General features: G+C 59.2%; 13 protein-coding genes and 3 pseudogenes. 6 read left to right on the top strand and 10 right to left on the bottom strand.

Going from position 1 to position 11,899, the window contains the following annotated elements; genetic code table 11:
* From NO347_RS16935 to NO347_RS16910, 7 genes and pseudogenes are all read right to left on the bottom strand, one after another.
* A pseudogene (locus NO347_RS16935) lies at positions 1 to 201 on the bottom strand (ISH3 family transposase); the annotation flags it as partial.
* 127 nt (positions 202 to 328) lie between these two features.
* Positions 329 to 451: pseudogene (locus NO347_RS17320) on the bottom strand (PemK-like protein); the annotation flags it as partial.
* Positions 448 to 594: pseudogene (locus NO347_RS16930) on the bottom strand (MarR family transcriptional regulator); the annotation flags it as partial. The pseudogenes NO347_RS16930 and NO347_RS17320, both read right to left, overlap by 4 nt.
* A 149-nt stretch (positions 595 to 743) precedes the next feature.
* A complete protein-coding gene (locus NO347_RS16925; RefSeq protein WP_256290889.1) occupies positions 744 to 1,730 on the bottom strand; it encodes an HNH endonuclease in 987 nt (328 codons plus the stop codon).
* Between the two features lie 1,518 nt (positions 1,731 to 3,248).
* Positions 3,249 to 3,992 carry a cytochrome c biogenesis CcdA family protein gene (locus tag NO347_RS16920; RefSeq protein WP_256290888.1) on the bottom strand — a complete coding sequence of 248 codons (744 nt, stop codon included), beginning with the start codon at positions 3,990 to 3,992 and terminating at the stop codon, positions 3,249 to 3,251.
* A gap of 2 nt (positions 3,993 to 3,994) precedes the next feature.
* Positions 3,995 to 4,435, bottom strand: a complete 441-nt coding sequence (locus tag NO347_RS16915; RefSeq protein ID WP_256290887.1) for a TlpA family protein disulfide reductase — start codon at positions 4,433 to 4,435, stop codon at positions 3,995 to 3,997.
* 258 nt (positions 4,436 to 4,693) lie between these two features.
* On the bottom strand, positions 4,694 to 5,902 hold the full coding sequence (locus tag NO347_RS16910) for an FAD-dependent monooxygenase (protein ID WP_256290885.1): 1,209 nt from the start codon (positions 5,900 to 5,902) through the stop codon (positions 4,694 to 4,696).
* Between the two features lie 83 nt (positions 5,903 to 5,985).
* Here NO347_RS16910 and NO347_RS16905 point away from each other — a divergent pair, with 83 nt between their 5' ends.
* The 6 genes from NO347_RS16905 (at position 5,986) to NO347_RS16880 (ending at position 10,208) form a co-directional block, all read left to right on the top strand.
* Complete coding sequence (locus NO347_RS16905; protein WP_256290884.1) at positions 5,986 to 6,642, top strand: helix-turn-helix domain-containing protein; 657 nt, start codon at positions 5,986 to 5,988, stop codon at positions 6,640 to 6,642.
* Positions 6,643 to 6,960: 318 nt separating this feature from the next.
* Positions 6,961 to 7,677: a halocyanin domain-containing protein gene (locus NO347_RS16900; protein WP_256290882.1), complete on the top strand. Its 717-nt coding sequence runs from the start codon at positions 6,961 to 6,963 to the stop codon at positions 7,675 to 7,677.
* Positions 7,678 to 8,181: 504 nt separating this feature from the next.
* Positions 8,182 to 8,520, top strand: a complete 339-nt coding sequence (locus tag NO347_RS16895; RefSeq protein ID WP_256290881.1) for a hypothetical protein — start codon at positions 8,182 to 8,184, stop codon at positions 8,518 to 8,520.
* A gap of 5 nt (positions 8,521 to 8,525) precedes the next feature.
* The gene (locus NO347_RS16890) at positions 8,526 to 9,395 is read left to right on the top strand and encodes an FAD:protein FMN transferase (protein ID WP_256290880.1); all 870 of its coding nucleotides are present in this window, start codon (positions 8,526 to 8,528) and stop codon (positions 9,393 to 9,395) included.
* Positions 9,379 to 9,666, top strand: a complete 288-nt coding sequence (locus NO347_RS16885; RefSeq protein ID WP_256290878.1) for a hypothetical protein — start codon at positions 9,379 to 9,381, stop codon at positions 9,664 to 9,666. The genes NO347_RS16890 and NO347_RS16885 overlap by 17 nt, the downstream gene beginning before the upstream one ends.
* Complete coding sequence (locus NO347_RS16880) at positions 9,666 to 10,208, top strand: ferric reductase-like transmembrane domain-containing protein (protein WP_256290877.1); 543 nt, start codon at positions 9,666 to 9,668, stop codon at positions 10,206 to 10,208. The genes NO347_RS16885 and NO347_RS16880 overlap by 1 nt, the downstream gene beginning before the upstream one ends.
* Here NO347_RS16880 and NO347_RS16875 read toward each other — a convergent pair.
* The 3 genes from NO347_RS16875 to NO347_RS16865 form a co-directional block, all read right to left on the bottom strand.
* Positions 10,205 to 10,726 carry a winged helix-turn-helix transcriptional regulator gene (locus NO347_RS16875; protein ID WP_256290876.1) on the bottom strand — a complete coding sequence of 174 codons (522 nt, stop codon included), beginning with the start codon at positions 10,724 to 10,726 and terminating at the stop codon, positions 10,205 to 10,207. The two genes, NO347_RS16880 and NO347_RS16875, sit on opposite strands and share 4 nt — an antisense overlap.
* 3 nt (positions 10,727 to 10,729) lie before the next feature.
* Positions 10,730 to 11,017, bottom strand: a complete 288-nt coding sequence (locus NO347_RS16870; RefSeq protein ID WP_256290875.1) for a hypothetical protein — start codon at positions 11,015 to 11,017, stop codon at positions 10,730 to 10,732.
* 140 nt (positions 11,018 to 11,157) lie between these two features.
* Complete coding sequence (locus tag NO347_RS16865; protein WP_256290874.1) at positions 11,158 to 11,709, bottom strand: VIT1/CCC1 transporter family protein; 552 nt, start codon at positions 11,707 to 11,709, stop codon at positions 11,158 to 11,160.
* Positions 11,710 to 11,899 lie beyond the last annotated feature (190 nt).

The raw sequence follows: 11,899 nt of genomic DNA, 5'->3' as shown, positions 1-11,899 counted from the left end.
TGAGTCGTCACTGGATTCACAGAGTTCGGAGATTGAGGTCCCGTCGGCGCAGGCGCCGACGAGGACCTCGTAGATGTCTTCAGTATCGATTTCTGCGTTGCTACCGAGGCTGAGCCCTACTTCCTCGTCAAGCGTGTTGACGAGGAAGTTAAGGAGCTGGTCCTCGTGGATTTCACCGTCTGCTTGCTGGGTATTGGACACACCGTCAGCAAGCAGACGTCTCAACTAACCGGCTTTGTGAAGTACTGAGTATCGCTTGTAGCGACGGCGCCGGTCGGTGTTCTCTGGGAGGCCCTCGAAATCATCGCGGATCGGCTTCAGCAGGCCTGAGTTGGGTACCGTGGTTCGGGAGTTGAGGCGCTCCCAGAATGAGCATCGGGCGACCTTTATCCGAGAGTGGGTCACTCGCCCAGACGATGTCGCCACGTTCCAAGTCCTCGAACGCAGTCACTGTACTTTTTCCATCTCGTCGGTCTGGAGGTCCTCAAGACGCTCCTCACCGTACTGTTCGTCTGCAGTCTCGTAGTGTCGGTGGAGCCGGTAGGCAGATTGGAGCCGTTCCTCGTCGTCCGTGATCGTCCAGTACGGACGCTCCCCGACCACGGTGGCGTCTATCGACTCTGGGACCCAGACGCAGTACCTCCGCTGGAGTACATCGGAGAAACAGTCAATTAACATCAGTTGTCGCTGACATCGAATTCAACCGTCGGGAACGGGATTCCAGTATTCCGCTCCTGGAGCACTTACACCCACTCTAGCGCCGCATTGTGCTGCGTGATATAGTCGGGATCGACGCTCCCGTCGACGCGGGGCACACGCTCGCCGGCTCGATCGAGAATCGTTCGCTGGAGATGCGCACTCTCAGTCTCGAATTCGGGGTTCACGAGGAGGCGATAGTCCTGATCGATGGTGAACAGCCCGCGGTCGAAGGCGGCGTGGTGCGTCTTGCTCAGCGGGAGGACGTTTTCTAGATCCGCGCGGTGCTTCGGGTAGTCGCTCCACGGGAGGACGTGCGCCACGTCGATCAGGCCGGGATGATCGACGCCGGAGATCGGACACCTTCGATCGTACTGCGAGAGCACGGTCGCGCGAAACTCCGGGTCAACGACGCGAGCGCAGGTGGTGGTCTGATACGTCGCGGCGGTCATCTCGTCGTCGTCGATCTGCGGCGTCCAGTCGGAATCAGCCCAGTCCTCGACCGCGTCCTCGACAAACGCGCGCCCCTCGTCGGTCAGCGCGTATGCACCGTCGCGCTTCTCGATCAGGCCCATACTCTGGAGCCAGTTCACGCGCTGGCGGGCCATATCGGTCTGCCCAGGGCTCCAGCCCAGTTCGGGATGCGTCTGCAACTGCTGCTTGCTAATCTCGGCGAGCGTCATCGGACCCGCAGAGAGCGCATAGAGGAGGCTCCGCAAGCCGACATTCCGGTCGCACATAATCCGGAGGAGCGTCGCGGTATCGTCCTGTCGAGTGTACTCGCGGCCGGCGTCGTCGAGTTCCCAGTGGTGGTTGACTTGGTGGAGGAACCCGACCTGCTGGAGATAGCTGACGCGCCGCATAATCGAATCGCGGCTGGAGACGTTCGCGAACGCGCCGCGGTGCCAGCCGATGAGTTCGTCCGTTGTGGGGTGGTGGGCGTCGACGAATTCGAGAATCGCATCGAGCGTTTCGACGTAGCGCGTCCCGCCGCCGAACATCGGGACGATACTGCGGAGACGATCCGTAGGCATACGAAGGCCTGACAGCGGGGCTGTATGATTCTTTCTCTGAGACAGAGCGGGCTGATAACAGATTTAGCCAGCAACCATCGGTTCGGTCACCGACTGGAGATTGTAGTGCAACCCCCATCTGCCACCACAGAAGTAATATTGAGAACACACGAATTCTCAAAATGGATGGTGGATTACCATTTCCACGACATAGTACAAAATTCGAGAGAGCTCAAAACATTCGAAGACGGTGTTCTTGTTGGTCGAGGCTGGCGCGCTATGTGTACAACCTGTTCTACGGTCCACAAGACAGATGACTCGGAGTTCGACGTGCCGATAACGACATTCGACAACGGAGAAAAGCACATCCCGATTGACAAGGAGGTCTTTCGATTCGTCGCAGAGATGCGTGCGTGGAATTGCTGTCACGAGGGAATGGAGCCGTACGATGGGTTCCCAGAGGCCCCAGATACCCCATACGGAATCGAATTGGGATAGTCCCATAGCGGTGACAGCACTCTGCGCAGACCGAGGGCGGGGACTCCGACCATCTCACCGACGTTGGGAGCGAAATTTCGGCGCGAAAGATTCTCGTGATCGTTCCCTTCGGCGCCGGCGTGGATCTCGGCGACACGCAGCGCATCGTCCGCTGAGCCACCATCAGGAACTGGTGTTGACGTTGGCGTCGATATTGGCGTTGTCGCCGGCGTTAGCGTGGGAGTCCCGGTCTCGGCATTTCGGCAGGACCAGACATTACGGAAAATTCGAGGCGAAAGCCTCGTTTAGCGCGGGGAGGATGTCAATCGCGAGTACGCTCCGCCCACGAGGGAGATGTAACCGTCGTCGTACCGATTCGGTCAAACCGAACTGTTCTCGTAATCACACGTGGGCCAGAGCGGTACGCGACTGTTTGTCTCGTTTCGATCCGCGTGACGTACCCCGCCTGATTAACGAGAAGCGTCATCGAAGCGTTAGATGCGATATGGGTGTCGTTTAGGCTCGCCTGCACACGGTAGAAGGTGGTACCGTTCCGGGAGAGGGTCTCGACGGTCGCGTTCCGGCGTGTGCTGTATTTATAGAGGAGTTGCCGGTGGAGGGCCCTATTGAGCCGGACCGAAGAGTTGAGCAACTTCACCTGTCGAATGTCAGTTTTGTTTCTGGATTCAACCCGAACTGCCGTATCGTTTCCGTGTCGCCACGCTGTGATTCGATCCGGTGCCTGTTGATATCGTGCTGGGGCACTGTCGGTGGCCGTCGAAGTTCGGACTGCGAGCGCCCGTACTGGCCGTCGTGAGTCGACCTTCCAGGTTTGGTTGATAGTGACGTGGAAGGTACTGTTAGCGTCCCGAACAGTCGTCGTCGACCGGGCAGTGAAGGGTTGCGACTGAAGCGTCGTCGTGTGCGCTTGAATCACTGCACTCGCGTCTCTCATATCACTCGCAGTTACTGCAGCATCGGACTGTGGAGCGTTTGTCGGCGCAGCACACCCCGCGATGAGCAACAGACAGAAAACACAGACAGCAGTCAGAGCGCGCCGTTTCATTGGGGGAGCACCTCCGGAAATCCGTAAAAGTAGTAGTAGATCTCTGCGGCGCCAGAACAGACGAGGAGGGCACCAGCAAGGCGGTAGATCGTCTGCGTGTGCGACCTGAGGGCAGTCGTGATCGACGACCCACCAAGCGCAGTCACGCACGTGAATGCGACGAGTACAGCGCTCATTCCGACCGCGTACGTGAGTGCGAGTCCGACACCGAGTACTGGGCCCGCAGAGATACCCTGAAGGACGACAGCGATGAATAGCGGCGCGGTGCACCCGGCGGCGGCGCAGGCGTACAGCGCGCCGAAAACGAAGAACCCACTGAGAGATCGCTTTCGCTCCGGCAGTTGGACGATCGATTGAGAGGGCTTCCACCCTGTTAGCATCAGTCCGCCGGCCACGAGGAACACACTCCCGACGACGAGTTCCATCACGGCAATGTCCGAGAGAGCCTGCGCACCGAAGTACGCAGTTGTCCCTGCGAGGCTGAGGTATACGACTGTCATCCCGGCCCCGGCGAGTGCGCTCAGGAGGGTCGCCCGAGCGAGCGGGCGGCGGACCCGGGCTACGATTGTACTCGACTCCGTCGTCGATTCGCGATGCTCACGATCGGCGTTGGCGACGGTGTCGCCCAGAAAATACGAGAGGTACCCGGGAAGGAGTGGAAACGCACACGGGGCGAAGAAGGTTGCGGCGCCTGCGGAAAACGCGAGTCCAAACAGGGCCGGCAGAGCGAGTCCCGTCATCGTCACGTCTCCACCAGGGGCTCGATGATCGAGTTGAACTCTTCGAACGTCCGTGCTCTGACTTCTGGTTGCTCGCCCGTCGCTGGAGTGCCATCAGTATCGAAGACGAGGTTTGTCGGGTAGCTGTTCGCGTTCCACTGATCAGTCGCGACGAGGCCTGGGTCGTTCACGACAGGCCACGTACCCTCGTATTCGCTCCAAAACTGCTTGATGAGCGATTCGTCTACTTCTGGAGTAATCGACACCATATGGAGCGTCTCGGCGTCGTATTCCGACCGCAATTTTCGGAACGCCGGCATTTCTTCTTGACACGGCCGACACCACGTCGTGAAGAAATTCAACAGCACGATTTTCCCGTCCGGCTTGAGGACGACGTCCCCGTCAGGAAACCCATCGTGCGTGACGACCGACGGGAGAGATAACTTTGCGTCCGTGTCTATCATATCGGTACCGGCTGCCGTCCCGGCTGTAGACGGAGAGCTGTTGTCGCTGGTGGATTCCTGGCCAATGCACCCGGCCAAGCTCAGACCGACCCCACTACCGATTGCTGCGAGGACGGCTCGGCGGTTACTGGAGGGCATACGTCGATCGGTAAATTCTGGATCGAGAGGGAATATTTTCGTCGGACGGTACAGTTTCCGTTTGACCTACGGCAAATGGTGGATGAGCTCGTATGGCGCACGACTGGCGCAAGGAGCTCGTCATACGGATCGTTCCTCCGGCGTTTCGGGCGCTGACAGCGCTCCACTCGGTTCTTCAGCCGGAAAGACCGACGCGTTAGCGACTCGCCGACGTCGAAAGCGCTTGAATACTGCTTCCGGCAGCGCCGCGACCGCAGTGTTCCGAAGCCGACAGGCGAACGACGACTGCATCGTTCCGAGCCGGCCAAGTCGATGCGACTCGGTGCGGACTCGGTTTGCTCGACTGATCCGCTCGCACTCGTATGCCGCAAACGCATCAGCGACGCTTGTGTGTGAACCGAGCGCAGCCGCGAGCGCGAGGGCGTCTTCGATCGACTGTGCGGCCCCCTGACCTGCGAAGGGCAACATTCCGTGCGCGGCATCACCTGCGAGCACCGTCGCTCCCCGCGACCACTGGTCCAGGGGCGGGAGGTCAGCGAGGTCAGTCGTGATGAGTTCGTCCGCCGTTACCGCGGCTCCGACCGCTGGCACTGGCGCAGGATAGTCCGCGAAGAAAGCTCTGATATCGTCGACGGCAGCCGTCGCCGACAACTCCGAAGGCGCCGTCGCGAACCAGTAAAATTCGTCCGGTCCAACGGGTGCTCCGCCCGTGTACGTTCCGTTCCCCCAGACCTCGAATCCCGTGGTCCGGTGCTGCTCGGACAGCGATACCGAGGTGACCGCTCGGAAGACAGTCGTCCCCAGAGACTGCTTCGACGCTGTTGTGACGGCGTCGCGTACGGTTGAGTCGATCCCGTCGGTACCAACGAGGATTCCTGGCTCGATCTGTGTCCCGTCGGCGAAGCGGACTGTCGGATTCGCCGGGTCAGACACCTGCGTGCACCTCTTTCCGGTGTGTATCGGTGACGCGGTGTTTCGACGGAGGATGTCGAGCAGTTCGGCGCGGTGGATCGCGACGTACCGGTGTCCGAACGCGTCCTGCTCGGCGTCGAGATCGAACGCTTGCAACACCTGCCCGTTCGGGGATCTGATCTGGACCTCAGAAAGCGGCATTCCTGATTCACGGATCTCCGTAGCCACGTCGAGCATCTCGAAGGCCACGAGCGCGTTCGTCTGGAGGAGAATCCCTGCTCCGACCGGTCGGTACTCGGCTGCTGCCTCGTATACTTCGACAGTGAGGCCACGGCGTTCGAGCGCGAGTGCTGTCGTGAGTCCACAGATGCCACCACCAATGATGGCTACTGGGGGTGTGTCATCGCGTCGTTGCATACTTCACGATAGACTCGTCATACTCCCAGAATTGTTGCCGTCTATGCACAGTTGTTTAAGTGTCTCTGGCGTTGCGGTCGGTAATGCGATACCTCACACTCCGTGCAGGGGCGGAGGGCTCGAACACGCTTCACCCACTCGGGGACGCGCTTCGGGCAGCGCCATCGTTCTCACGCGAAGCGATCCATCACGTCGAACTCCTCGACGACGGCACCGTATTGATGCTCGCAGAGGGAAGCGGTGACCAGGCTACGTATGTCGAGATTATGCAGGAGTCGCCGCACGTTCACGACTTCTTGGTGTCTGGATCCGAACGGTGGATGGCTGTCAGCCACTTCGAGTTGTCACCAGCGACGAAACAGCTAATGAAACGAGCGGACCGCCCCGAGGTCGTCATCGACACGCCGATTCAGATCAATTCCGACGGCTCGCTTCGGATCACGTATCTCGGAGACGAATCCGCCTTACAGACACTATTTAATTCGATGACTGACGACGCGCCGTTCCAGATAGAGGTGCTCGAAACGGGATCGTACACCCCAGATCAGCATTCGTTAACGCGGCTACTGACGACTCGACAACGAGACGTCCTTGAGGTGGCAATCGACATCGGATACTACGAGATGCCACGGCAAGCGACACACGACGATATCGCTGACCACCTTGGGATCGCTCCTACGACGGTCGGTGAACACCTGCGGAAAGTCGAACGGCGTGTGTTTACGGCGATTGTACGGTAGTCGCCGACATCGCCCGTAGCGTCTCGGCAAATTTTTCCCAACTTTGAGTAAATTCCCGCCCCGGTAATAATATGTGCTTTCAATACCAGTCTGTGATCCTCGAACGGGTGGTACTTTCCTCCGTCGTGAAAACTCAGGCGTGCGATGAACTGGTCCCCCTCCCGACGATTGTATCTCAAAGGAACCGTCCTTGCAGGTCTTCTCGGCACGACCGGCTGTCTATCGACAGTTGACGGATCAGCACCACAAACAGAAGCGCAGTCGACCATCACGGAGTCTCCACCGGCAACGGACACACAACCTCCTTCCACGACGCCGGTGCAGTCAGTAGACTCGTGGCTCGCCGACGCGAACGGATATGATGGCACGCCGAAACGGTTCGGTGCTGGTGTGCAGCCGACGATTTCCGTCGGTGAGCCAGTTGACAGTGGGATTGCGTTCGCGCCCGCAGTGATCCACGTGCGGCCGATGACGAACGTTCGCTGGGACTGGACGGGTCACGGTGGCGAACACAACGTCGTCGCCGTCGACGGCACGTTCGATAGCGGAAACGCGAACGGGCAAGCAGGCACTGGCTATCACTACATCTTCGAGGAGACGGGCGTCTATCCGTTCTTTTCGGCACCGCGACGAGAAGACGGGATGAAAGGCGCCGTTATTGTCGAGGAAGTCCCCTCGACCGACTATCCGGAGGTGGACGAGTGGGTCGCCAGAGCGCCGAACTTCACCGGCACAGTCGTCGACCACACCAACGTCGATACCACGACCGTGAGGGTTGGCGCGCCCGACAGCAAAAACCAGTTCGTGTTCTCACCGCCCGTAATGAAGATCAGCACCGGTACGACCATCGAGTGGCAGTGGGCAGCGGATAGCCCCCATACGGTCGTATTTGAGTCTCACGACATCGGAACCAACAACGTGATCTCGACGTCAGGGGTTCAGTTCACGCACACCTTCGAGAAATCCGGTACGTATCGCTACCGATGTGATCCTCACGAGACGCTCGGGATGCGAGGTGCGATCATCGTCGAGTAACGAGCAGCTCTCGCTCCCCCCGCGCGAATATCGCCCCGCGTGTCGTCGGCAGCCAGTTGACGGGTGGCTGTCATCGAATGGTCATCATCCATCGTCTTTTGTCTGTTTTCCCAGGGTGTCATAGAAGAGTTGCCACGGTGTTTGTTTCACGGAGTGAGATGGAGTTGTATCTACAGAAAAAGCAAGGCACTCGGCCTGCTCCGCCTGTAGATACAGCGCCGAAAACTTCGTTCACGTCCATCTATCGAATCGTCGTACAGCCGCCGAATCGTTTCGTACGCAGGGGCAAACAGGTGTTCGGCAGTAGTGCCAGTTGCTCGATAACGAAGTCACAGAGGTCCTCAGAATCCACCTCCCACTCTGAACCGATTCGATAGCTGTACGAAAATTCGAGGGTTGGACGCGAACGACTTACTAAGGCTGTCTCAACCCTCTATTTGCAATGGCAGAACGCAACGACCGACACGTCAAGGATGGCGGTTCTAAACCGAGGGGCAGCTAATTATGCGCGTTCCTGTCCCGAAAAACAAACTCGTCGCCTTCACGCTCGTAGGTGCGCTCCTCACAGCTGGTGTCGCCGGGGCCCTAGCTCTGCCCGGTGGCGGCCTCACGCAGGCTGGCGAGCAAACTGACTCACCCGGATCGACGGTGTCAGACGCATCACAACAGGTCGCTGCAGATGCGCCGACGCCGAATCAGGAGTTTACTCCAGCAGTCCAGACCCAGTCCGGCTACGAGGATGAGGAACACGAGGAGTACGAAGAAGATGACGCGGATGAAGACGACGAAGAAGAATACGAAGAGGAACACGACGACGAAGAAGAATACGAAGAGGACGAGTGACCGAGATGACGGGATCGCTCGTATCGGTGTACGAACGGTTCGGGGACACTCACCGCGAGTTTAGCTGTTGTGACACGACGTTTCGGATTCAGGCGACAGGCATCCGGGCCGGCGCTGCGGTGACTGCGGCTCGAGAAACGGCTGAATCACTCGAAGTACAACTGAATGCCTTCGATGAGGCGAGTGCCGTCAGCCAGCTCAACCGTGAAGGAGAGGTCGTGAACGAACATATCGCCCGTATCGTCCGCCGTGGGATCGAATACAACGACCGGACCGACGGGGTGTTCGATATTCATCAGGGACGTATCGAACACGACCTCAAAACGTTCCTGCGCGGTGACAGCGAAACACCATCAAGAGAGTTTGATACCGGAATTGTCCGGACCAGCGGGTCGCACGTCACTACCGACGTCGAACTTGACCTCAATGGCCTCGCCAAAGGGTACATCGTTGACCGGGCCAGCGAGGCACTCGGCGGTGTTGGTCGACGTGGGTTCGTCAGTGGAGGTGGGGATATGTCTCCGCCGACGGGCCCGGTCGCCATCGAGAGCCCGTACGGCGACGACACACCACTGAAGGTCCTCGACACGGACTGGTACGTCGCAACATCCGGCGGATACCGACGGTCGCGAAACGGCACTGACCACATCTACGATCCGACCGCCGAATCGCTCGGCTCTCGGCATGAATCGGTCACCGTCGTGGCGCGCCGAGACTGTATGGAAGCCGACGCCCTGGCGACGACCCTCGCGGCACTCCCACTTGCCAAGGCACGCGAATTAGCATCGGAGTGGGAGGGACTGGAGGCACTCATCGTCCACGACGGCGTCTTTCATCCGACAGAAGGGTTTGAGACACATGTCCTGGACACATAAGCAACGAATCACCGTCGTGGCGATCATCGTCTTAGTGGTAGCTGTCCCTGTCATCTGGCAGATCGGAGACGTGCGTGCCGCCCAAGCGACCGAACAAAAACAAAGCGACCTCGTCGATCAGACCGTTTCGACGCGACAGGCCCCAGCCGATTACGATGGTGATAGAATCAACGACTCCGCCGACAAGTGTCCGACACGACCGGAAACGACGAACGGGTTCCAGGACGCGGACGGCTGTCCCGATGTCGTCGAAACGACGGGAGCATCGTAATGTCACAACTCGTCTGGCTCCTCGACCGAGGTGCCGCACTCGTGACGTATCCGGCGTTGTATCTGGCAGTTCTCACGGGGATCCTCTACAACACGGAGTCGTTCGGCGTGCTCCACGAGGCCGCTCAACGAATCCATATCGAACTATCCGTGTTCGCGATGATCGTCACGTTGCTACACGCGGGACTCGGTGTCCTTGATGCGTGGTTCGTCGTCACCGGACAGGTTCCAGCGCCGGCATACTCGATGCCGTACTTCCTCGGTGGCGTCGCCGTGGGTGCGGGAGCACTGCTTATGCTCGTCGTCGCAGTCCTGGGCTTCACTGACGCAAAACGCTTCCAGCGACCGTGGGGGCCACGCGTCGTCCACTCATTCGCATATGCTGGGTTCGCGTTCGGGACGATCCACGCCGCAGCGATCGGGACTGACCTGACGGGGCTCACCCGTCCTCTGCTGGGACCCTCAGTGGCGTTTCTCGTATACGTGCTCCTGTTGCGTCTGTTGGTGCTTCGAGGGATTCCGTCGAACGCGACCCCGGGTTAGTAGCTGTCCCAGAGGCCTAGGATACGGTCGACGACTTTGTCTGTGAACGAGCGCCGGTGAACCGTGTAGAGGTACTTGACGCGATCGGGATCTCTGACCTCGTAGACCACACTTCGGCCGTCGCGTTCTTTCGTGACGAGGTCAGCCTCGGCGAGCTTCGAAAGATGCCACGAGACGGTCGATTGCGCCTTGTTGAGGCGGTCGCTGAGTTCGGTTGTCGAGAGCGGACCGTCCGTGAGAAGATGTGCGAGGATGCGGCGACTGTATTCCCGGCGCAGCGCGTTCATCACTGTTCGATCGGCTTCGTCGAACTCGGCAGCCGGATAGTACCGCGTGTACTTGCCGTCGTCCGAGACGTCGATCAGGTCCTCATCGGCGAGCCACCTGAGCTGGTACTGGAGCGTCCCTTGTGCGTACTCAAGATCGTCGAGGAGCGCGCGAAAGTGAATTCCGGGCGTATCGGCTATCCGCTGGTAGATTTCCCGCCGAGAGGCCAATTCGAGATCCGGGTCCGACATTGCTCAGTCTCGCGTCAAAGCGACGAAGAACGCCAGGAGGCCACCGAGGATCAGGATTGCACTCCCGTGTTCAAGCAATTCGAGCGTGGCGTAGGGGAAATACGGGAGCAACGGATACTCGAGAAACACGATGAGTCCGTAGACGGCGAACATCGCATACCCGAGCGTGACGATTCGCATACGGCCGTCACGTTCCCGTCGCCACGCCAGGAAGCTGAGTACACTCAGACCTGCAGCGAGGACGAAGATACCGAGACTGACGTACTGTTCGAGGAGTTGAGCGAGTGGCATACGTTGCTATCTGTGCACACGGCCGGTGCGACGTGCTCGGCGATCGATACAACTCAATCGAAGGGGGTGGCCGGGAAAACGATTGGCGTTCAACCGTCGAATCTAAGCTATGAGAATCCACCGACACTTCGAGTGGAGCTTCAGGCGAGACCGCCGAGGAGGTTTCCGACGGTGTAGGCGACAATTGCGGCGGCCATTCCGACGACGAACATCTCCGCCCCGTTCACGAACCAGCGCCGGCTGGTCACGAGACTTCGACTCGCCCCCACGGCGAAGAATGCGAACCCAGTGAAGGCGATCGAGAGGGGAAATGTCGGCATCACTTCGAGGATGTACGGAAGCAGAGGCGCCCAGCCAGCAATGACGAACGCGAGAAACGTGACGAACGCCGTGCGTATAGGCGACTTGCCGTCGGCCAACTCTTCGGGTGGATCTCGCCCGTCCTTTCGAACGGATCGCTGGTAATCGAGTTCCGACTGACGACTGAGGTAGTTGCTCATTCCCATCGAGAATCCGTCGGCGAACAGATTCGCTGCACCGAGGATCAGCACGATCGAAGGGTTCAATGCCGCCCCGGCAACGCCCGAGACCACAGCGAAGGTCGTAACGATACCATCGTTGGCGCCATAGATCACTTCTGCGAGATACTGTCCGGAGGATTCGACATCGTCACCGAGGAACTGCTCGATCATTCTTACTCCTATTTTTCACGTCCTCGACTAACAAACCGTGGTCTCTCGCATTCGGAAGCGGGGTTGACATCCTCACCCGCCTGAAGGCGGGGTGAATCCCGAGCGTTGGGATATTAGGGTTTGCAGTCTGCCTGCTCTTGTGGGTGGAACGCACCCGTAGTTGTATCGAACAGGTAGACTCCGGGCTGTG

The sequence above is a fragment of the Halobellus inordinatus genome (assembly GCF_024464655.1).
Classification (GTDB): Archaea; Halobacteriota; Halobacteria; order Halobacteriales; family Haloferacaceae; genus Haloquadratum; species Haloquadratum inordinatus.
This window is presented reverse-complemented; position numbering and strand designations above follow the sequence as displayed.